Source organism: uncultured Psychroserpens sp. (assembly GCF_947492715.1).
Lineage (GTDB): Bacteria > Bacteroidota > Bacteroidia > Flavobacteriales > Flavobacteriaceae > Psychroserpens.
The window spans coordinates 1-20,571 of the sequence record NZ_CANLNS010000007.1 but is presented as its reverse complement, the minus strand read 5'-3'; the positions used below and the strand labels follow the sequence as shown (position 1 = coordinate 20,571).

Below are 20,571 nucleotides of genomic sequence, written 5' to 3'. Positions count from 1 at the left end.
GTAGTCTATTTTTCCATTCTGTCAATTAAGTACGGTAGTATGTCTTTAACAATTTCATCAACACATTCTTTCCTCATTTTTTCCGTTATTGGAATTCCCTCAGGATACTTTCCTAAACTATTTTGAATAGCACGTTCTAAAATATTTCCTCTACGATTATCATCCTGCCGTTTTAATCCTAGTTGTATGGAATGGTCAAATGCTTCCTTAACTCTACTAAAAAGTTTGTCGTCTTTATCTTTAAAAAAGCCTAACAAGGTTTTTCTATCATAATTCATTTCTATTTTCAACGACTCTTCCTTTACATCAGTTATATCAAAATAATACTCCTGTTTTAAATCTCTTCCGTCATACTCTTTATTTAATAGAACTAGATATTTATGAGTACTGAAAAACTCAACGTAGCAGTATAAGATTCTTTCTTTTGGATTGCCAATTAAATATAAAATATGATAGCATTTATCTTCTGCAAGTGGGTATAAGCTGTCAACATAGTGCATCCAAACAATGTCTTGTTCGGTTTCGCCCTTTATGTAGGATATTAAATACTCTATTTGACTTCTATTTCCGCCACAATACATATAATAATTCATTGCGGTTTTAGTAACTGCTCTAAAAACATCTTTTCCGCCAATAGTGTTTTGAAAATGAAGTGGTTCTGTGAGTTTTTTATTTTGCCACTCAGCACTTTTCATTGCTTCATCCAAATCAAATTTTGGTTGCTTTTTAGCTAAACCAGAAAGTATTTGTCTTAATTCTTTTTCTGTTCTAGCTGTTACAGATATTTCTTCATTATCTCCATTTTTCTTTTTAGTTATTTCTGGTTTAAAAAGCTTTGGTTCTCCACCAACCTCTAAATAATATTTTTTTCCAGTCTTTGGGTCATCACCTATAATTGGTTGAGCAGCTCCTCTGTGTCTACTTACCATTAACATATTTGAAAGTGAATTCAGTTGTTTTGCCAAAGCACTATCAGCGTTTTCTCCAAAATCACTATTGCATTCAGAACAGAGTAGTTTTTTTGATTTTAATCTACCGCCAATTGCATTAATTATTATATGCTCATCTGTTTCATTTTTGTCATTGATTTCATTTGTACAGATGTAACATTTCATAGCAGGATGTTTCTTTTGGCTTACATATAAGGTGTTGTAAGCTACAGGTTTTATTTTAGTTCATAATTATACTCAGATTCACTTTCCCAAAAATCGGTTATTTTCTTTCCTCCATTAGAGTAATCTAATTCAGCGTTTTAATTTATTCACTCTTATTTAATAGATATCGAAGTGCCAATCGGTAAATTAGAACAGCCATTAAAATATTCATAGCGATTTGTAAAATATCGAGTACAGTTTCTGATGTTATAAACGAATTTAGAATTGGTATAAAAACCAACCCTGTAATTATTCCAGCAATAATAAAGGCTATTATTCCAAAAATTATTTTTAGAACGATGTTATTTTTCATTTATTTTTTTCGTTTTGAGTGTGCTCTGGAATGAATACCAACGTGTTCGTGTATGGTTTGTGCGGCTGAGAATCCGAAGGATTTTCAGGTGATGCAAATTAGTTGTTTAAATATAAGATTTTAAATTGAAGTAGGAGGTTAGTATTGATTATACACATTGTTGTACACTGTGTATATTGAACTAATCTTCGGGAAATCTGACGTATTTGGTTTCAATATCCGTATCTCTCCATTTTATTTTTAATGAATCCTGAGTTACAGAAGTTATTTTTCCCCATTGCATAGAACCATCATAAAATATCTTTAACTCTTTTCCTTCTAGAGTGTAATTTATAGAACCATCGCCATCATAATCAACTAGATAATACTCATCCTTATTAATCATGAAAACTGCATGAGGATCAGATTTGTTAAACGCCCAAACTCCATAAAGCAGCGAAGTGTCAATTTCTAAGTTTTCATTATCACTTTTATCTGATTTGCAAGAAAAGAGAATGAAAAAAATGATCAGAACTGTTATTAAGTTTTTTTTCATTGTGTACAACGTTGTTGTGTGGCGTTTTTATAAACTTATTTTTATTTCAAGTTGTTGTTCCATCGCATTTAGAATAAACTTTTCCAAAAAGTCAAGTTCCACTTGGAATTCAGATTCTTTCATTTCGTTTCCTTTCCAGTATTCCAAGAACTTTTTGTTATCGAATCCAGAAATGAATTCCTCCATTTTTGACAATCTTCTTATTCTGATAAGTTCAGAGTATAATTGAGATATCTCATCATTTTTAAAATACTGAACTTCGTCTATCCATTTTTCAGAATGCAAGTCAAGTCCAGTTATTATTGGAAAATCATACCGTATTTTTTTCGGCAAATGTCTTGAACAATGAATTATGGACTGAGGTGCAATTTCATCAATTACATTTCCATTATCATTAATTGATTCCATCCATCTTCCCATAATTTTGGTTTAAATGACACACAACGTGTTCGTGTATGGTTTACCTTCGGTGATTATTTTCCCTAGTTCGTTTTTGTAAACGTCATTTTCCTAAAATGCCGAACAAAAATCTACTAGCTTTAATAGTTGATTGCGTTGGCTAGGTCTAAATTAGTAAAAGAAAACGAACCAGAGGAAAATCCGTAGGGTTTTCCGAGTGTAGGATGAACGAATAATTGGCTATACACGTTGTTGTGGTTAGTTTTTATTCCGATTCAATTTGTTCTTTCATAAAGCTCAAAACTTCTTTAAAATAACTTTCCAAGTTTTTATGTTCTTCTTCTCCTGGATGCCAATTTGCGAATTTCCAGTATTTCCATTTTTCATTTGTTGAGTTCGGTGGAATTAGAAGAAATTGTTGTTCTTGATTTATTCCGCCAACAATAATGCTTTGTTCAAGTTGTTTTCCAATATTTTCAATTCCGTCAACACTGTATGCTTCTATAATATAACTGTCAATATTTTTCAGGAAGTCAATTTTATTAATCGATTCTAGAGTAGGTTCAATATCGTTTGGTGCGGAAAATCCATTTGTTATTGATAAAAACTGTCTAAAATCGGTTGGGAATTCAATTCCGAGTCTTTTTTCGGTCAGTTTTATTTCAGCTTCCGAAGCTGGTTTGGTTCCTAGCCATTTGTTTTCAGTCTGTTCTTGAGTAAACTCAAAATCACCTAATGCAATTGCTTTCTCTGATATTTGTTTTAGTAGACTGTTCATTTAAAAACAATTATACATTTTTATATGCTTATCTTTTAAGCACTTTGGGAGGATTCAATAGTTCTAAAACACTATTTTTTAATTAATTAAACCAAAGTATAAGATAAGCATACTAATTGTATCTACAAACCCATGGGTAAGAATATTTAACCATAAATTTCTTTTACTAACTACATAAATAACAGCAAGGATTAGACCAACAATTCCTACTAATATTTGCCCAGAAATGCCTTGATAAGAATGTAAATATCCAAACAAACAAGAAGATAATATAACACCAATAATTGCTCCAAAATTCGGATTAATATGTTTCATGAATTTAGAAATCATAAATCCACGAAAAATGGTTTCTTCAATAATTCCACCTACAACCCAACTAATGATAATACTTGTGAAAAATAATGTTGAATTGTTTTTTAATTGTTGAAACACTCCAAGTTTCAATGGAGTTTCAGTTAATTTTTCTATAAAAGGAAGAAGTAAAAAGGTGCTTAAGATAGAAATAAATATAGCCAATCCAAACGCTGTTCCTACTAATTTTAATAGGTTTCTAGGTTTTGAAAAACCAAGGGAAATTTTAAGATCTTGTGTTTTGTATGAGTATGTAAGAATTAAAGCAAATGGTAATAAAACTTTTACATAAGGAACTTTTACTAAAAGTAATAATGCAATAACTATTGCAAATATTAGAGCATCGTAAATAATTTCTTGTTTCATAAAAATTAGTTTTATCAATTATAAATGAGGCTATAAAATGTAAGAATTATAGCCTCGATATTTCAAAGTGTTTTAATTTGATGATTTTCTTTTATCAACTGAAGTATCTACAACAGCATTTTCTGGTTTTATCATTTTTTGCTCATCAAACGTTCCGTTTATTTTATAGTCATAAATTGCATGATCACCATATTGTTGTTTTAAATCTAGACTTTTTGTAGTCATTAACATTGGAAATTTCAAACCGTTAATATCTCCAGTATACGTGTTTATTCTTAGCATTGGCCCAAAAGACTCTTGTGTTTCAGGTACATTTAATACATCTAATAAAGGGCCATAGCTTACAGTATATTCATAACCACTAAGAATATAAGTTTCTTTGTCTATATAGAGGGTGAAGGTGTCTTTAGCAGATTTTCCTAAAGTTGGAGATTTTGTAAAGCTCATTTTAATTTTAAAAACCTCATTTTTAAAAGCAGGATGCTTTAATTTGGAAACTTCACCTAAGACTACATTTTTATCTTGTGTTAGCCAGGGCAAGTTAACATAATAGTAGTAAACTGAGTGCTGGTGATTTGGGGGATTTCCTGATTGCCAATTTTTTGTCCATACTTCATTACCATCATAGGTCATTTCTGAACCAAATAGAGGCCAGTATTGATAAGAGCGTCTCGTTTGCATATCAACTGTTTGATCCGAAACCCAAAATCTAACAAATCCTAAAGATTCGCTGTACATAGAGTTAGTAAAACTTAAGGTTTTAAGACTTTTCCATTGATCATAACCACCATGAGCTTTGATCATTTTTTCAATTACTTCTTTTGTTTCACTTGAAGCATACTTTTCTTGGCTAAAGCTATTTCCAATAACTAAAAAACCAAATACTAGCGATAAAATTAATGTTTTCATTTCTTTTATTATTTTTGATTATGAACCAAATTTATAGCTCAATTTTGTCGAATAAAAGGCTTTTGTTGTGAGTGACATTTAAAGATTTTAATGACAATTTAGAATTAGGTTAACCACATTTTATTTGGCTACTTTTATCTTATGAAAATTTTAAGAAGAAATAAAACAGATATTCCTAAAAAATATATCTACATAATTGCGTTACTTTTTATGGTAACTGTTATAATGCAAATAAATAGTACCGAACAAATTACTAATACAGGTTTTTTTATACGTCGCATAGTTTTATTTAGTTCTATTTATTTTTTATGGGCGTTATTGCTTGACTACATAAATGCATTAGTAAAGTCTTTTGAAAAAGAAAGGTCTGTATTAATACAAGTTATTGAGCGTTTAGTATCACTAGTTTTACTTGTTCTATTTAATTTAGTAATCACTAATGTTATTTATTACGTCGTTCCTTTAATTTTTAAAAGCATGACTGTAACTGATGTTTATCTTGACTTTCAGCCTTATATCTTAAAATCAATAATTATACGTTGCATTGATGTTATTATTATTGGTTTTATCCTTAAGGTTGTATATGGATATCAGTCGTTACAAAAACAAAAATTACAAGTTGTTTCACTTGAAAATCAATTACATATTTCTCAATTAGAAACTTTGAGAAATCAGTTAGATCCTCATTTTTTATTTAACACCCTACATACGCTTAATACGCTCATTGGTTACGATGATAAAAAGGCAAGATCTATGGTTATTAAGATTACTAATTTATTGCGTAAAATTTTAGACAAAAGAGATAGACAACTTATCACATTTGATGAAGAAATAGATTATTTTAAAAATTATTTAGAAATTGAAGAAGAACGCTTTCATGATAGATTAGAAATTCAAATAAATGTTGAAGATGTAACAAGAGAAATAATGGTGCCCACCCTAATTCTTCAGCCTTTAATAGAAAATGCGTTTAAGCATGGCATTGGACAGTTAGAAGGTAAAGGAACCATTAAGCTAAAAGCTTTTAGAAAAGATAATAACTTTATTATTAGCTTATCTAATACTATTAATAATAAGTCAAACGTTTCAATATCTACAAAATTTGGACTTAAAAATTTAGATATGCGATTGCAGCAGGTTTATGGAGATAATTATATTTTAGATACTAAAGAAGGAATTGAGGATTATATAGCTATCATAACTATTAAAAATATAAATTAATTATGCGTTTATCTATTTTGGTTGTAGATGATGAACCACATGCAAGAAGACATATAAAAAGCTTAGTTGCAAGAGATCCAGATGTGGAGGTGATTTATGAATGCAAAAATGGAAAGGAAGTTCTTGAATTTTTAAAGCATCAAACACCAAGTGTCATTTTTTTAGATATTAATATGCCTGGAATTAGTGGCGTAGAGTTAGCTGCTCAATTAAAAACAGCAAATTCGCTTATCATATTTTCTACAGCGTATGATGAGTATGCACTCAAGGCATTTGAGTTAGAAGCTTTTGATTATTTATTAAAACCTTATGAAGACGATCGTTTTTTAGAAGTTTTAAAGCGGGCTAAAGGCGAAGTTGAAATAAGGCAGCAAGCAGAATTTAGTCAAAAATTTACGTCATTATATCACGAATATAATAACAACATATCACCACATTTAACAGAATTCAATATAAAAGAAAAAGGATTTGTGCATAAAATACATGTGGAAGATGTTCTTTATATTGAATCGAGTACAATCTATGCGGTATTGCACATAAAGGATAAGAAACTACTTTATAGAGTTGCGTTAAATTTATTAGCAGAACAATTACCAAATAATTTCATTAGAGTGCATAGGTCATTTATAATTAACACTAACTTTATAAAGGATTATAAGTATTTAAATAACAATACCTTTATGATTACAATGGCTAATGACGATGTAATTATTTCTAGTAGAAAATATAAAGGAATAATATCTAAAAGTCTGAATTAACAAAAAACCGTTAAAATGAAATTACTTAGCTTCTATTCAGGGTGGATCATAATGAAGCATTACGGTCTTGTGTATGATTTCGTTGCGTTAGCACTAAGTTAGCAAATTAACAGAAACTTATTGTTCAGCAGCGTAGGAAATTCCGAGTAGGAATTCAGCCGCAATGAGCTATACACGTTGTTGTGTGTTCGTAGTATTTCAATTATCACTCATTGTAGTTCTCCATTAGATGTAATAAATCGTCAATATCATCACTTATTATAATCTTATTTAAGTTTTCTTTTTTCATAAAACCATTATCAACCATTGTTTGAAAGAGTGAAATCAGAGATTCATAAAAACCATTAATATTTAGAATCCCTATTGGCTTTTGATGAAGTCCTATTTGTCTCCAAGTTAGCATTTCAATTAATTCTTCCAATGTTCCAATACCACCTGGAAGTGCAATTATTCCATCGCATAACTCATTCATCATGCTTTTTCTTTCATGCATTGTGTCAACTAAAATTAATTCGGACAACATTTCATGAGCACTCTCTTTTGATTTTAGAAATTTCGGTAAAATTCCGATAACTTTACCATTTTCTTCTAAAGCTCCATTTGCAAGTGCACCCATAAGACCTATTTCAGCTCCTCCATAAATGAGTTCTATTTTTTCTTTTGCTAATGCTTTTCCAAGTAGATTAGCTTGTATTTTAAATATTTTGTCGGCTCCAAAGTTAGAACCACAATAAACTGCGACTTTCTTCATTCTAATTTAGTTAGCATTATTTTCTATGACACACAACGGTCTTGTGTATGATTTCGTTGCGTGTTTCAGCAACTAAATTAGCAAATACAAACCAAATGGAAAATCCGCGAGGATTTTCGTAAGTAAGCCTTTACTAGCAATGAATTATACACGGTGTTGCCACACGTTTTTATAAATCAAAATTTCTAGATTGATCGCTAGTTATCATCAATAAACTCGTAATTATGTTTCAGTTTGACTTGTTGATATCGTTATATCATATCCCATATCTCTTACTAGCAATTTATTTCCATTCAATTTCACATTTTTTGTATATCCATCTTTTTCTATTTCCTCTACTTGAACATAATTAGTGTCAATTATAAAAATTCTATCCCTATGCTTGTCTCTATATTTTACCACGAGAAAATGGTAGAAAAATTTAATACAATCACAACCCGAAGAGCCTAAACCCATTGTGTTAATTGGTGGTCTCCAATTAACAATAATTTCATCTTTGACTTTAATGCGCACTAACTCTTTTCCTACTTCATTTTCTTGCCACCAAGCAATAAGATGTCCATTAAATGCGATTTGGTTAATACGGATTTCATTTTCCGCACCAAAATTATCTTTCCAACATATACAATCGTCTTTTAATTCTGCGTCTACATTATCATGGAACAATTCTTCAGCTATTATGTTTAAAATATCTTTATTCACTTTTCTTTAATTATGGTTAACATTATTGTATAAGATTAGTTGTGTGGTTTAAACATTGAATTTAGCAAATAAAAAACGAATGAAAATCTGAAAAGATTTTCGTAAGTAAACTAGAAATTAGCAATTAATTTTATACGGTGTTGTAAGTAGTTTTTATAAATCGTTTAATTCAGAGATATTATATAATTTAAATTCGACATCCATCTTTTTTAAATATTCTTTAAGATTTTGTTTAAATCCAGCTTCTTTTCTCCAGATATCTACTGAATCTATATCTTTAATTGGCCATAAAAAGTAAATCCATTCTCCTTTTTTATTCGCTTTTCCTTTTATTTGGGTTCCATAGATTTGTTCACGACCATTATACATTAAATTTCTGTCTTCCATTAGAGCTAATGACGTTTTCGTTATATCTCCACTTTTTGCTGCTTTTCTAATTAGAGGAAGATATTTATCAATTTTATTAGAATGTTGGATTACATAAAAAACAGCTTTATTCGCTGGTTCTCCAACGAGAGATTTACTAGGATACCCATAATTTTTTATAATATTTTCTATTTCAATTAAGTTTAAGCTATCAATCTCACGCATTAAATTAAACTTCTTATCTACTTCAATATCTGTTTTATTAAGTTTCAATTTAGAAAGTAATTCAACTTTTCTTTTATCAGACAAATTTCCATTAACAATTTCTCTAATTCCTTGATCTCTTAAAAGGATGTTTTCTAGTTTTTCTTTGAGTTCAATATCTATTTTATCAGTTTCAAGGCTTTCTTTAGTACTTTTTTCTTGTTTACAAGAAATGAAAACTAAAAGTATTATCAATGCTAAAATTCTTTTCATATGTTTTTCTATTTAGTTTTTTCTTTTAAAAATATAATTGGTTCTTTTAAAGCGTGAAATTCAAATTTTATTATTTTCCCATAAGTATCATCTGCAAATTTCACTGGATATCCTGGGTTGAAATCTTCTTCAAACCCTTTCAATGGTTTAAAGTAAAACGTATTATAATTTAGATGTTCTAATTTGAATTTAAAATTTGGTAAAATAGCATATAATTTTCCACCTTCTAAAACTACTTCAACTTTTCCATAACCGTTTGCGTTATATTTTCCTGTAAAGAATTGAAGAGCGTGTGTTGGAGGTTTTTCCTTGTTAATAGGTTTGTCTTCTAAATTTGGCTTAAACTTGTCATTAACTATAATTGGAAGTTCAATTTCAGATAGTCCAAATAATTTTCTTGAGATGTAATCAGATATAGCATATGGTAAATAAGAATTCTTTTGATTTGTAAGCACAACGATTCCAATATTGTCTATAGGAAATAAATCCATTACTGTTGAAAAGCCGTTTGTATTACCTCCATGTCTCATTCTATAATGACCTTCCCAAGAACGCAAACGCCAACCAAAACCTTCTCCCCACAAAAATGAACCTTCTTCGTATTTTTCTTCATGTTTTATATTTTGAAGCCTAGAAGCGGCTCTAATGTAGTTTTGAGGAACAACTTGTTTTCCTTTATAAATTCCTTTGTTTAGCCATACACGCATCCAATTTGATAGGTCGTTAACTGAACTCTTAATGGCTCCCGCTGGTGAAATTGAATAATAATTTTCAAAAATAGTTTGCTCATTAGTGCCTTTATATCGTGCATAGCCTAATGAAAAATTATTAGTCTTTTTCATTGCTTCAATTGAGGTAACAGAAGAATTCATATCTAATGGCGTAAATAATTTTTCTTTAACATTATGTTCCCAACTATTATCTGTTACTTGTTCTACAATACTACCAGCGAGTGTATATCCTATATTACTATATACCCAACTGTTTTTTATTTCTGCTTGAGGTTTTAAATATTTTAGGCGTTGAACTGTTTTTAGTTTGTCTTTTTCTGGAAACATTGTAATAGAGCTTCCGTGACTACCTATTCCACTTCTATGACTTAATAGATCTTCTATAGTAATTAGATTATTCATTTTATCATTGTAAAACTCAAAGTTAGGAACATGTTCTGCAGGTTTATCTTTTAAAGACAGTTTATTCTCTCGTTCTAGAATCCCTAATAAAGAACCCGTAAAAGCTTTTGTCATTGAGGCGATATGAAAAATGGTGTTTTCATTTACGGGTAATTTTTTATCTAAGTTTCGATAACCAAATCCTTTAGAGTATATAACTTTATCATCCTTAACAATAGCAACAGCCAAGCCAACAGTATGGTATTCTTTGATTAAAGATTCTATTTTTTTGTCTAGGTCTTTTAATTCTTTTGGTATTTCTTGACTAAAACAGCATTGTATTAAAAAAGCGAATACGAGTGTGTAAGTAAGTTTCATTTTTGATGTTTCATTAATTTTCAACAAAAATGAATAATTATAGATGTTTAAAAGTCCGATTAAATAAAGTCGAACTGATTTTTGGCTAAATAATGTGTTCGAATAAAAATCGGACTACTATTAACTAATTGATTTTCGGTATGCTGAGGGTGTTTGGTTTGTTACTTTCTTAAAAGCAGTATAAAATGAAGATTTTGAATTAAAGCCAACCTCATATAATATTTCTAGTACAGTTAGCTCTTTTTTAGTTGGGTCATTTAAAAGTGCTTTTGCGTCATTTATTCGATACTCATTTATGAAATCAAAAAAATGCTTGTTTAAATCATGATTAATTAATAAAGACAAATCTCTTTCTGGAATATCCGTTTGAATGGCTAGTTTTTGTAATGTTAATTCAAAATTTAAATATGGTTTTTCCTCTTCCATAATAGAAGTGAGCTTTTTTAGATTTTGATTGTCAGAAGTGTCTTTTTGAATAATCGCAGTATTGTCCTTTTCAAGGATGAGTTTCATAGGCTTTAAATTCATATTGATGCCAGTAAATAATTCTGGTTGATACAATGCCTTGAGAACAAAAAATATAATTATGGCTAAAACAGATAGACTTATTAATAAATTAATATTTAGAATATACTCTTTATAGCCAGAACTAGATAAATACCATCTTATAAAAACAAATGAATGTGCTATACAAGAGAATACGGTTATCTGAAATAACCATTTATAGATAGCATAATTAGCATTTGAATAATTTTCAAGATAGACCGTTTTGTATTTTTTAAGTACTACAAAAACCGCTATTATATATACTAAGTATTGGACTTCTCCTACTATTTCATAAAGAATAGAAACTTGCTCAGACAAGTTTGTTATTTTAAAAATGACAAGGAATATTATAAATAAAACAAAATGATAAAAGTGTTTTTTAATAATCTTAAAATTTGAATAGCAAGCTGATAATACGTAGAGGTAAAACAAAGGAAGTTGCAGTAAACTTGACGAAGTTTTTAAAATTTGAAGGTCAGGAAATTCTGAAATTTTGTTTGTAAACAAGCCGATTAAGTCAAATGCGATGACTAATAGGTAAATACCAAACAGTCTATTTGATAATTTGTTTTTGGTTGTAACTGTAAAAAGAAAAACAGAAAGAAGTAGCATGATAAATACAGCAATCTTTCCTATAGTACCAATGATTTCTAATTTGTTTTCCAATAGTTTTGTGTATATTTTTGAATTACTTACAACTCCTGTATAAAAGTACTTTTTAATATTTAAGCAAATTACTAAAAATTAATATATGGGCATCTATATACAATAAGGGATAAAGACTAGTTTTTATTATAAAATCTATCAAAATAAGGCTTACAAAACTTTACAAAGAAATAAGTTGAAATAATTGATACTATTAGAACCAAAACATCAGTAAAATCAGAATCAAAATAGTTTCTAATTCCTAATAAATCTACAAGACCAATAATAAAATAGGAAATAAAAGAAAAGACAAGAACGGTAAGGAAAACCTTTAAAATTATGAGCAATTAATCTCCAATGGTCAACTTCGCTAATCTTTCCGTAATCGTCTCGTTCTTCTACAATAAAGTTGAATTCCATTGTTTTAAAACGTCCGATTAGACCTTTTAATTCAGTCAAATGAAAATGCCCATTTTGATCGAATTCGGTTGTATTAGTTTTCTCGATTAATTGTTCAATCATTGGTTTTTTCAAATGTGTGGCAACGGTTTTGTATAAGGTTAGTTGCGTGTTTGAGCAACTAATTTAGTAAACAAATACGAACTAGAGGAAAATCCGTAGGATTTTGCTTGCGCCAGTTCGCTTCGCTCGTGTCCGAGTACGTACAGAACTAGCAATTGGTTATACGTGTTGTTAGCATACGTTTTTATTCAGTTTTTAATTAATTCAGATTTTCATTCTGAACTACAATATAGTGAATTGTAAGAAAAGATCCTTCGCTTAGCCAGCAGTAGCAATGAATTATACACGTTGTTGTGCTTAGTTATTTGTCATTAAAAAATTCAGTCGAAAACAATTCCTTTTGTAAATTGAATTGAATGTCAAATTTGTTTCTTGACCAAATTTCGGTTTTTACATTAAATTTATCATTCTTTGAAGAGTCGTTTAGTTGGTCGTATAGACTTGGTGTTATATCGCTGTTTGTCATAAGCCAAAAACCATCTACATTGTGTTCTACAACTCTGTCTGTCCATCCACTTATTGTTGCAGGTGAAATACTATGCTTTGAAAATTTACATTGAACTAACCATTTCTCTTTTTTCTTTCCTTTAAGGTCGTAAACTTCTCGAGTTATAATAAAATCTCTGCCTCTGTCTGCTGCATTTGGTTTTCCAATTGCTTGAACATCATTTATTCCATTGTTATTTTGAAGAAGAACTTCACATAGGTTTTCAAATGTTGTTCCTTTAATATCTTTTAAAAGATTCCATTCTACTTTGGTAAAAGGCTCAAACTCAAAAAATGGTATTGAACTTTCGACCTTTCTACTTAAAGTTACTCTTTCTTCTTTGTCATAATCGTCTCCTAATAAGCCCATAAGAACAAATTTTGTTCCATCAGTTCCAATTAACACAAGGACAGTTCCATCTTCGGATATTAATTGTTCTTCAACATTTAAATCATATTCATAATCAATTGTCTGAATTATATTTTCGATTTTTCTATAATTCCTTATGTCAAAGGCGAATGTTTTTTTTGCAGTTTTTGCTAACAAATATCTGTCTCCTTCATATAAATCCGTAACCTGAATTAGATTTGATATTTTGTCAACAAAATTTTTAGGTAGAAGTTTGTAATTCGTTGATGTATGAATTATTCCGATAGCTTTATTTTCATCGTAGAAAAAGCCTTTGATAGATTTTGATGTTTTAATTATTTCTCCATCTTTTTCTTCAGAACTTTCTGTTTTATATTCTTGCAAGCCTAATCGGTCAAGATTTTCAATTACTATATAAAGCGCTATATCTTTTAGGAAATCTTGATTACAAGAACCACCACATTGTCCAGATTTGAAATTATAAATACACTCTTCCTTTGAAGGTTCGTAAGTATACATTTTTTGTAATTCCCGAATGCTGAGAAAATTTTCAGATTCAGGACAAACTAGGAAATCATCTTCTTCATACATATTATTTGATGTCGTTCATTCGGTTCTTTCTAATTAAGCACAACGTGTTCGTGTATGGTTTACCTTCGGTGATTATTTTCCCTAGTTCGTTTTTGCTGGCGTCATTTTTTCAAAATGTCGAGCAAAAATCTACTAGCTTTAATAGTTGATCGCGTTGGCTAGGTCTAAATTAGTAAAAGAAAACGAACCAGAGGAAAATCCGTAGGATTTTCCGAGTACGCACACAACGAGTAATTAATTATACACGTTGTTGTGTACTGTATGTTTTAATCACAATAACTGTCAAATGCTATATAAGCTGTATGTTCACTTATTTCACAGCAAATTAGGTAGTTGTTTGGAAATCCGTTCGTATAATATCCGAATGATTGAGTGATTTCTTCTCCATCAGAGTAAGTGAAATTTACGGTATATGAACCATCGACTCTTTGAGTTTCATTCATGTCCAAGAATTTAGTAATAGTTTCGTTTGGAGCAATGCTGTCAAATATTATAGAGGATTGAGGACTCGCTACTACAATGATATTATGCAGAGTGGTTTGTGTTTTATTTTCAACTTTCACCTCAATACCTTTTTTGCCAAATCCACAAGAATTTAATAAAAGAAAAAAAAGAAATAGTATATAGGTTTGTTTCATATTGTACACAACGGTTTTGTGTATGGTTAGTTGCGTGGTTAAGCCACTAATTTAGTAAACAAAAACGTGCCAGAGAAAATTCCGAAGGAATTTTCCAAGTAGGCAATTGCCATAGCAATTAATTATACACGTTGTTGTAGGTTGTTGTTTTTTTTAATCAATCAAATATCCATGGATTGTGTTCTTGATAATGCATGTCTTCATCAAAAAGGATATGAACTGTATCATTAACTATTCTATTATCTATTTTTCCTTTTATGATATGCTTTATTTTTATATAATCCATTTCATATAAGGAAGGATCGGTGTCCTCTTTGATATTTAGTATATCTCTTTTATATTGATTAATGCGTCTTTCCAAAGTGTCTATTTCGATTAAGGCATCTTTAATTTCTGATTCAGCAATTTTTATTTTATCAAGATACTTTTCGGAATCATTTGAATTTTGATGAGACAAATAAGTATAATTTCCAATGTTTTCCTTGGTTAAGGAAATGTTTTCTTTTAACAATTCAATCATTTTTTGACTATTGTCATTGACAAATTCCATGTCTTCAATTTGTAGATTTTGAAAATATTCTATTCCAACTACCTTTTTATCAATTATTTTTATTTCACTAATTTCAATTGTAGATTTATTATTTTCAGCTTCTGTTATGTATGAATTGACTATTAGATTTCTCACAAGAATTTAATATTAAAAATGTAAAAAGTAAAAAAGAAATTTTTTTATTCATGAGTTTTAAATCTATTACCTACAACGTGTTTGTGTATGATTTCGTTGCGTGTTTAAGCACCTAATTTAGCAAATACAAACCGAATAGAAAATCCGAGAGGATTTTCGTAAGTAAGCGATTACTAGCAATGAATTATACACGGTGTTACCTGCTGGCTTTTATTCAGATTTGTATAATTTAGGTTCAGATATTCCCTTTTTATTAAAATAACTTTTATTCATAATAAAATGCGATGTTGTCATTTCATTCATTCGTTCAATGATTGGCTTAAGTCCAACTATTTTTCTTCTTTTATTGATTCCAATTGTGTCTGACATATTTTTAGGATATGCTTGTCCAAGTTCATTATAAGTAAACTGTGTTCCATAAACCTGTTCTTTTCCTGTATTAATACTTACTCTGTCAACCAAAAAAGCATAATTACTAGGTGAAGCATTATCATTCTCAACTTCTATTTTCATTTTTTCCAAAATTTCCTTTTGAAAGTCAGAATTATGGTCGGAATGTTGAACCATTAACCAAAAATTTTGAGAACCTTCTTTTCCTGCCAAGTCGAATCCTACAAATCCGTTTTTGTCAAAAATTTGTTTTAACCGCTTTTGATGAGTTGTAAAAACACTGTCTTTAAATGAATTCCATTGAGCTTCAGTCATTTTTTTATAATCTCCTTGCGGTATATAAGCAGCAATTTGGTCAACTTCAGCCATTCTTTTAAGTTCATCAGCTAAGTCTTGATTGAATACTACTTTTTCTTCAGTTATTTTCTTGTTCGCATTTTTATTTTTACATCCAAAAATTAAAAATCCGACTATTAAAATTTTATATATTTTATTCATTGCGTGATGTTTTTTCAGCTTGCAGGTAACGTGTTCGTGTATGGTTAGTTGCGTTGGCTAGAACTAAGTTAGCAAAAGAAAACGAACCAGAGGAAAATCCGTAGGATTTTCCGAGTACACACAGACTGAGCAATTGATTATACACGTTGTTGGCAACAGTATTTTTATGGTAATAGCAGAAATCTAATTCCACTCCAATATTCTCTATAACTTTCACGAAACGTTTTAAATTCCGATATTTTTGGTAATCTATTTTTATCTGCAAATGCATTGTATTCCTTTTCAGAATCATAAAATATGATTTCGTCTTTAGATAAATCCCAACTAAAGAAGGGTTTTGGTCTGTCAACTGGACTCACTTCTGTTTTTCCAACAAGATAATTGTCAGATTTAATAAAACTATTCACATTCATCGCTCCATATTGATAATTATGAGGTTCGATATAGGCATCAATTCCATTAGTTTCTCCAACCTCTTTAAAATTCCCAATAGGTATTCTTGCACTATCTCCAAGTCCATGATTTCCCCAATAAGTAAAAGAGAAAATTAAAAGTCCAATTGAGATTAAAAACCCAAAAGAGAACCAATATTTTTTCTTTTCCGATTTTACTCTTTTTAGAAATTCTGTCTTTTTAAATTTTCCAATAATTAATATAATTCCAATTAAAATTGAAGCATAAATAGACGCAAGAATTGCTATTTTAAATAACTGAAATATGAAGTGAAAAAGGGCTTCCATTGATTTGGGTTATATTGTTGCCAACGGTCTTGGCTATGGTTTCGTTGCGGAATGGTTCGGTAGAACTATTCCGTCGTAAATCAAAGTTAGCAAATACGCAGGAATTTCCGAGAGGAAATTCCGCCGCAATGAACTATAGCCGTTGTTGTGTACAGTATTTTTATTTTTTGTATTTATAATATTCAATTTCTTTTTTGTCCGTTATCAAAATCAGTTTGTTAGAATTCAAGTATTTCAATTCCGAAACCCAATTTTCGTAAGGATAAGTGAATTTGATTTTAAATCCACCGTCATATTTAATTATTTCCACAAATGGTTGGACTTCAAGTTCAATTAATTCGTCACCATTTTCGGCAATTTCTATTTCCGATAAATGACCTTTTCCATTTTCAAACCAATATTCATAAATAGTATTAGATTCGTCATTTTTTTCTTTCCACTTTCCGCTCAAATACGATTCAACTTCTTTTTCCGATTCACAACATTTCAAATGCTGTCCGAGTAAAGTTAGAGGTAAAAAAGTCAATATTAGAATCAGTGTTTTTTTCATTTTAGAGTTTCGTGGATATTGTACACAACGTTCTCGGCTATGAGTAGTTGCGTGTGTTAGCACTCAACTTTGCAAGTACACACCAAGCTGAAAATCCGCGAGGATTTTCAGAAGTAGGCGAGAACAAGCAATTACTTATAGCCATTGTTGTGCGTTCGTTTTTATAGTCCAAGTCCAAGTCCAAAACCAAGCCAAAGTTGATTTTTAAAATCCCAATCCTTACCATACTTACTCAACGGGTTGTCAATTCCACTTGCAATATAGACACCGATTTTTCTATATTGATATCCAAAGGCAAATCCGGTTGAAATTGCTGGTACTGATATATCTTCAGTCAAATCGGGTGTCGTATTATTCTTTTTTAAATCTATTTTACTCATTCCAACAAGAAAGTTAATGCTCCAAGCATTCTCATATGATGTGCCTTCTTTTTCATTTGGTAGTTGAGAATACTTCTTGTGTCCCCATTTATGACCAATCATAAAATTTAAATTTACATCAGTTTGAATGTTATTAACTAAGCTGTCCGCTTTAGATGATAAATATATCTTCACAGGTAAAGTCAATGCTCCAAATTGACAAGAGCGAAACTTTACTTTTAAAACCGTCCTATCAGGAATATCTAAATAATACGAGTTTTCACTTAATTCCTGATTTAAAGTAGAATCTTTTTCTGCGGAGAACTTCCACGGATAGAAAACTAGTTTTTTCTTTTCAATTTTAAAATCCCCTTTAAATTTAGAGGTTGTAAGTCCTGTGAAATCTGATTGTAAAAAAGGTTTTACGATGTAATCGTCTACTTCTTTATACTTATAAATGGTATCATTTTTAGAAATTAGAACTTCAGTCTTTTCGAGCTTTTTTCCATTTTTGATTTTTACTTTTAAGAATACAGTTGGGTCATTTTCTTGAGTTAGATATTTTCCGTTTTTAAGAATTAGATATTGCTTTTCTTTGAAATTCTTCTGTTTCTGCGAAAATCCAAATGATATTGTGAATATGCAGAGAATAGTAAATATTAGTCTTTTTAATTTCATATAGTTTTATATTTTGGTTAGTTCTATATCAGTTTCTTAAATGACGCACAACGTGTTTGTGTATGGTTAGTTGCGTTGGCTAGCAACTAAATTAGTAAAAGAAAACGAACCAGAGGAAAATCCGCAGGATTTTCCGAGTACACACAGAACGAGCAATGAACTATACACGTTGTTATGTGCTGTTTTTATTCCAAATTAACTTATCTGAGTCCAAGAAATCAAATTCCGATTTCACTAATTTTACTTTTCCTTTCTCTTTGAGATAATCTAACGTTTGAAGTAATTTAGCAGTATTGTCAATATAAATTGAGCTTATAGACTTGAATTCAATTGTGGTTTTCATGTAATACTGAAAAAACCATAAATCTAATACTCCATAAAATCCATTATACTTGAGGTTAATATCAACAACTTGACCTGATTTAGAATTAGAGAAACAAACATCTCCGCCGTGAAATCGATAACTCCAATTTTCTGATAATTGATTTTTATCTTGTTCTATTTGTTCCTTAATTTCTCTAAAAGACTTATTTGTATCAGTAAAACTAAAGTCATATTTTTCTTCAAACTGCCTTATCAATCTTTCTGAAATTAATCTGTAGCTTTTAGTTGCCTCTTCCAACTGTCCTGCAATTTTTTCTACTTCAGGTTTAGATAGAAGATTATAAATATTATAAAACTTCAAGTCTTTAAATTCTCCTTTGTGAATTTCAACATTCAATGAATCTTCAATGTTTGTTATTTGCTTTTTTAAGTTTCTAATAAAAAGAAAATTGAATTTGGAATTGTAATCTATTCTGATTCTGTCATTCTTCTCTAATTCTTCTTTAATTGTTTGTAAAGAAGGAATTTCTTTTGTTCTACTACAGAATATTTTTCTCAATTCTTTCATTTTTCGAATTGCACATAACGGTCTAGGCTATGATTTCGTTGTGGAATCATCCGCAGGATTATTCCGCTTAGAAATCAGCCGTTGATTAATACTTTTATTTTGGTGTGGCACAAAACCACAATGAATTATAGCCATTGTTAGCTGTTGTTTTATTTTTTTTTGGATATTGGTCTTCCCATGCTTTAAGACATTCATCCATGTTGTCTCTGAGTTTAGGAAGTCCCTGTTTAATCCTCTCTACTGCTATTTCTCCCCAGGGAATTTCTTCCGATAATAAGTCTAATCCATTCAACTCAGGTGGTATTCCATCACCACCCCAACAAACGTCTAGCGAATCCATTATGGGTTTGTCAGTATTTAAAGATTTCATTGAAACTTCCATAGTTATACAATTTGGTTCATCATTAATATAACCGTCTCGATAACATTCCAAGTAAACATGATGCCCTTGATAAGAAGTCAAACTACCTATTTGACTTTCTCCAACCTCAATGTTGAAAGAAGGGTGTTTAATTTTCAAATACTCCTTATATTCGGTCAGAATCGGAATACATAAGTCAATAAGTTCTATAACAGGTTCTCTATTCAATTTCAATTATTCAATTTATCTAATTATAGCTAACGTGTTCGTGTATGATTAGTTACGTAGGCTAGGTTAAAGTTAATAAAAGAGAACGAATCAATAGGGAAATCCGCAGGATTTTCCGAGTGCAAACAAAACCAGTAATTAACTATACACGTTGTTAGCTACTGGCCTAATTCAGTTCGAGCTTCTGCGGATAATATTAAAGTCATTAGTTTTAAACTCTTAGAATCTTTGAAACCAAGTTCTTTCCGCATTTCTCTAAGAAAATCATCTGCATTATTTAAAATTCCACTGGTGTTACCCTTGTAAATTTCGAGGTTGTCTTCATACTCAATATATTTCTCAATTAATTCCTCACTTCCCCAGTTCATAAGTCCTTTTTTGAAAAGAGACATTTCTTCAATAGTTTTCTTAGAAAGACCATCACGATTGTTTTTTACATTCTTGAATATTTCGAAAATTGCATTGTAAAAGTGTTCACAAACTTTTTGTTTTTCTTTTAGTATATGCAATTCATATTCTCTTTCTCGTGTTTTCTTATTATTTATGTTTACTGTCATTACTGATGTAAATGCAGCAACTATCAATGCCACTATTCCAAGAACAGATATCTTTAATTCTAAATCGTCGATGTAAAAAATACCCCAAACTGATAATGAAACAAGAATCAGAATCAGAATGAATAGCCAAATATTTATAAAAATGCTTTTTGTCATATTCATTATTGTTGTTTGTTCGGCTTGTAGCTAACGTGTTTGTGTATGATTTCGTTGCGTGTTTCAGCAACTAAATTAGCAAATACAAACCGAATAGAAAATCCGCGAG

Annotated in this window: 25 protein-coding genes; 2 read left to right on the top strand and 23 right to left on the bottom strand. The window is 30.0% G+C overall.

The features are described from left to right. Window positions 1-5: 5 nt before the first annotated feature. The 7 genes from Q0787_RS15855 to Q0787_RS15825 all read right to left on the bottom strand — a co-directional run bounded on the left by Q0787_RS15855 (window position 6) and on the right by Q0787_RS15825 (window position 4,805). Window positions 6-1,115 (bottom strand): HNH endonuclease, encoded by a 1,110-nt coding sequence (locus Q0787_RS15855; protein WP_298903820.1) that lies wholly within the window; start codon window positions 1,113-1,115, stop codon window positions 6-8. A gap of 142 nt (window positions 1,116-1,257) precedes the next feature. Beyond that, window positions 1,258-1,467 (bottom strand): hypothetical protein, encoded by a 210-nt coding sequence (locus Q0787_RS15850; protein WP_298903819.1) that lies wholly within the window; start codon window positions 1,465-1,467, stop codon window positions 1,258-1,260. A gap of 181 nt (window positions 1,468-1,648) precedes the next feature. After that, on the bottom strand, window positions 1,649-1,852 hold the full coding sequence (locus Q0787_RS15845) for a hypothetical protein (protein ID WP_298903818.1): 204 nt from the start codon (window positions 1,850-1,852) through the stop codon (window positions 1,649-1,651). Window positions 1,853-2,029: 177 nt separating this feature from the next. Continuing rightward, a complete protein-coding gene (locus Q0787_RS15840) occupies window positions 2,030-2,422 on the bottom strand; it encodes a hypothetical protein (protein ID WP_298903817.1) in 393 nt (130 codons plus the stop codon). A gap of 244 nt (window positions 2,423-2,666) precedes the next feature. Beyond that, a complete protein-coding gene (locus tag Q0787_RS15835; protein WP_298903816.1) occupies window positions 2,667-3,179 on the bottom strand; it encodes an SMI1/KNR4 family protein in 513 nt (170 codons plus the stop codon). A gap of 78 nt (window positions 3,180-3,257) precedes the next feature. After that, window positions 3,258-3,896, bottom strand: a complete 639-nt coding sequence (locus Q0787_RS15830) for a type II CAAX endopeptidase family protein (RefSeq protein WP_298903815.1) — start codon at window positions 3,894-3,896, stop codon at window positions 3,258-3,260. Between the two features lie 72 nt (window positions 3,897-3,968). After that, on the bottom strand, window positions 3,969-4,805 hold the full coding sequence (locus Q0787_RS15825) for a hypothetical protein (RefSeq protein ID WP_298903814.1): 837 nt from the start codon (window positions 4,803-4,805) through the stop codon (window positions 3,969-3,971). Window positions 4,806-4,946: 141 nt separating this feature from the next. On the opposite strand from Q0787_RS15825, the gene Q0787_RS15820 reads away from it, so the two are divergent. Beyond that, the gene (locus Q0787_RS15820) at window positions 4,947-6,026 is read left to right on the top strand and encodes a sensor histidine kinase (protein WP_298903813.1); all 1,080 of its coding nucleotides are present in this window, start codon (window positions 4,947-4,949) and stop codon (window positions 6,024-6,026) included. 2 nt (window positions 6,027-6,028) lie between these two features. Continuing rightward, the gene (locus Q0787_RS15815) at window positions 6,029-6,784 is read left to right on the top strand and encodes a LytTR family DNA-binding domain-containing protein (RefSeq protein ID WP_298903812.1); all 756 of its coding nucleotides are present in this window, start codon (window positions 6,029-6,031) and stop codon (window positions 6,782-6,784) included. Window positions 6,785-6,989: 205 nt separating this feature from the next. On the opposite strand, the gene Q0787_RS15810 is transcribed toward Q0787_RS15815, so the two are convergent. The 16 genes from Q0787_RS15810 to Q0787_RS15735 form a co-directional block, all read right to left on the bottom strand. Next, the gene (locus tag Q0787_RS15810) at window positions 6,990-7,535 is read right to left on the bottom strand and encodes a TIGR00730 family Rossman fold protein (protein WP_298903811.1); all 546 of its coding nucleotides are present in this window, start codon (window positions 7,533-7,535) and stop codon (window positions 6,990-6,992) included. A gap of 222 nt (window positions 7,536-7,757) precedes the next feature. Then, on the bottom strand, window positions 7,758-8,237 hold the full coding sequence (locus Q0787_RS15805; RefSeq protein WP_298903810.1) for a hypothetical protein: 480 nt from the start codon (window positions 8,235-8,237) through the stop codon (window positions 7,758-7,760). Window positions 8,238-8,390: 153 nt separating this feature from the next. Continuing rightward, window positions 8,391-9,080 (bottom strand): DUF6624 domain-containing protein, encoded by a 690-nt coding sequence (locus Q0787_RS15800; protein WP_298903809.1) that lies wholly within the window; start codon window positions 9,078-9,080, stop codon window positions 8,391-8,393. Between the two features lie 8 nt (window positions 9,081-9,088). Then, entirely contained in the window at window positions 9,089-10,570 is a 1,482-nt protein-coding gene (locus tag Q0787_RS15795; RefSeq protein WP_298903808.1) for a serine hydrolase, read from the bottom strand. 120 nt (window positions 10,571-10,690) lie between these two features. Further along, window positions 10,691-11,782 carry an AraC family transcriptional regulator gene (locus tag Q0787_RS15790; protein ID WP_298903807.1) on the bottom strand — a complete coding sequence of 364 codons (1,092 nt, stop codon included), beginning with the start codon at window positions 11,780-11,782 and terminating at the stop codon, window positions 10,691-10,693. A 234-nt stretch (window positions 11,783-12,016) separates the two neighbouring features. After that, complete coding sequence (locus Q0787_RS15785) at window positions 12,017-12,283, bottom strand: hypothetical protein (protein WP_298903806.1); 267 nt, start codon at window positions 12,281-12,283, stop codon at window positions 12,017-12,019. A 301-nt stretch (window positions 12,284-12,584) separates the two neighbouring features. Continuing rightward, window positions 12,585-13,730, bottom strand: a complete 1,146-nt coding sequence (locus Q0787_RS15780; RefSeq protein ID WP_298903805.1) for a restriction endonuclease — start codon at window positions 13,728-13,730, stop codon at window positions 12,585-12,587. Between the two features lie 266 nt (window positions 13,731-13,996). Then, entirely contained in the window at window positions 13,997-14,293 is a 297-nt protein-coding gene (locus Q0787_RS15775) for a hypothetical protein (protein WP_298903804.1), read from the bottom strand. Window positions 14,294-14,525: 232 nt separating this feature from the next. Beyond that, window positions 14,526-15,053 carry a hypothetical protein gene (locus Q0787_RS15770; RefSeq protein ID WP_298903803.1) on the bottom strand — a complete coding sequence of 176 codons (528 nt, stop codon included), beginning with the start codon at window positions 15,051-15,053 and terminating at the stop codon, window positions 14,526-14,528. A gap of 210 nt (window positions 15,054-15,263) precedes the next feature. Further along, window positions 15,264-15,941: a DUF6624 domain-containing protein gene (locus Q0787_RS15765; RefSeq protein WP_298903802.1), complete on the bottom strand. Its 678-nt coding sequence runs from the start codon at window positions 15,939-15,941 to the stop codon at window positions 15,264-15,266. Window positions 15,942-16,105: 164 nt separating this feature from the next. Next, complete coding sequence (locus Q0787_RS15760) at window positions 16,106-16,681, bottom strand: hypothetical protein (RefSeq protein WP_298903801.1); 576 nt, start codon at window positions 16,679-16,681, stop codon at window positions 16,106-16,108. Window positions 16,682-16,841: 160 nt separating this feature from the next. Next, on the bottom strand, window positions 16,842-17,231 hold the full coding sequence (locus tag Q0787_RS15755) for a hypothetical protein (RefSeq protein WP_298903800.1): 390 nt from the start codon (window positions 17,229-17,231) through the stop codon (window positions 16,842-16,844). Between the two features lie 161 nt (window positions 17,232-17,392). Continuing rightward, the gene (locus Q0787_RS15750) at window positions 17,393-18,268 is read right to left on the bottom strand and encodes a hypothetical protein (protein WP_298903799.1); all 876 of its coding nucleotides are present in this window, start codon (window positions 18,266-18,268) and stop codon (window positions 17,393-17,395) included. Window positions 18,269-18,440: 172 nt separating this feature from the next. Next, window positions 18,441-19,160, bottom strand: a complete 720-nt coding sequence (locus Q0787_RS15745) for a hypothetical protein (RefSeq protein ID WP_298903798.1) — start codon at window positions 19,158-19,160, stop codon at window positions 18,441-18,443. Window positions 19,161-19,254: 94 nt separating this feature from the next. Further along, window positions 19,255-19,755, bottom strand: coding sequence for a hypothetical protein (locus tag Q0787_RS15740; RefSeq protein ID WP_298903797.1), 501 nt, complete (start codon window positions 19,753-19,755; stop codon window positions 19,255-19,257). Window positions 19,756-19,907: 152 nt separating this feature from the next. Next, a complete protein-coding gene (locus Q0787_RS15735; protein WP_298903796.1) occupies window positions 19,908-20,468 on the bottom strand; it encodes a hypothetical protein in 561 nt (186 codons plus the stop codon). Between the last annotated feature and the right edge of the window lie 103 nt (window positions 20,469-20,571).

Bases quoted from the DNA above. Each gene is read 5' to 3' on its own strand.
- Q0787_RS15765 (WP_298903802.1), bottom strand. From the start codon at position 15,941: ATGAATAAAATATATAAAATTTTAATAGTCGGATTTTTAATTTTTGGA.
- Q0787_RS15835 (WP_298903816.1), bottom strand. From the start codon at position 3,179: ATGAACAGTCTACTAAAACAAATATCAGAGAAAGCAATTGCATTAGGT.
- Q0787_RS15855 (WP_298903820.1), bottom strand. From the start codon at position 1,115: ATGAAATGTTACATCTGTACAAATGAAATCAATGACAAAAATGAAACA.
- Q0787_RS15830 (WP_298903815.1), bottom strand. From the start codon at position 3,896: ATGAAACAAGAAATTATTTACGATGCTCTAATATTTGCAATAGTTATT.
- Q0787_RS15810 (WP_298903811.1), bottom strand. From the start codon at position 7,535: ATGAAGAAAGTCGCAGTTTATTGTGGTTCTAACTTTGGAGCCGACAAA.
- Q0787_RS15845 (WP_298903818.1), bottom strand. From the start codon at position 1,852: ATGATTAATAAGGATGAGTATTATCTAGTTGATTATGATGGCGATGGT.
- Q0787_RS15795 (WP_298903808.1), bottom strand. From the start codon at position 10,570: ATGAAACTTACTTACACACTCGTATTCGCTTTTTTAATACAATGCTGT.
- Q0787_RS15800 (WP_298903809.1), bottom strand. From the start codon at position 9,080: ATGAAAAGAATTTTAGCATTGATAATACTTTTAGTTTTCATTTCTTGT.
- Q0787_RS15755 (WP_298903800.1), bottom strand. From the start codon at position 17,231: ATGAAAAAAACACTGATTCTAATATTGACTTTTTTACCTCTAACTTTA.
- Q0787_RS15750 (WP_298903799.1), bottom strand. From the start codon at position 18,268: ATGAAATTAAAAAGACTAATATTTACTATTCTCTGCATATTCACAATA.
- Q0787_RS15820 (WP_298903813.1), top strand. From the start codon at position 4,947: ATGAAAATTTTAAGAAGAAATAAAACAGATATTCCTAAAAAATATATC.
- Q0787_RS15815 (WP_298903812.1), top strand. From the start codon at position 6,029: ATGCGTTTATCTATTTTGGTTGTAGATGATGAACCACATGCAAGAAGA.
- Q0787_RS15840 (WP_298903817.1), bottom strand. From the start codon at position 2,422: ATGGGAAGATGGATGGAATCAATTAATGATAATGGAAATGTAATTGAT.
- Q0787_RS15735 (WP_298903796.1), bottom strand. From the start codon at position 20,468: ATGAATATGACAAAAAGCATTTTTATAAATATTTGGCTATTCATTCTG.
- Q0787_RS15825 (WP_298903814.1), bottom strand. From the start codon at position 4,805: ATGAAAACATTAATTTTATCGCTAGTATTTGGTTTTTTAGTTATTGGA.
- Q0787_RS15850 (WP_298903819.1), bottom strand. From the start codon at position 1,467: ATGAAAAATAACATCGTTCTAAAAATAATTTTTGGAATAATAGCCTTT.
- Q0787_RS15745 (WP_298903798.1), bottom strand. From the start codon at position 19,160: ATGAAAGAATTGAGAAAAATATTCTGTAGTAGAACAAAAGAAATTCCT.
- Q0787_RS15760 (WP_298903801.1), bottom strand. From the start codon at position 16,681: ATGGAAGCCCTTTTTCACTTCATATTTCAGTTATTTAAAATAGCAATT.
- Q0787_RS15780 (WP_298903805.1), bottom strand. From the start codon at position 13,730: ATGTATGAAGAAGATGATTTCCTAGTTTGTCCTGAATCTGAAAATTTT.
- Q0787_RS15785 (WP_298903806.1), bottom strand. From the start codon at position 12,283: ATGATTGAACAATTAATCGAGAAAACTAATACAACCGAATTCGATCAA.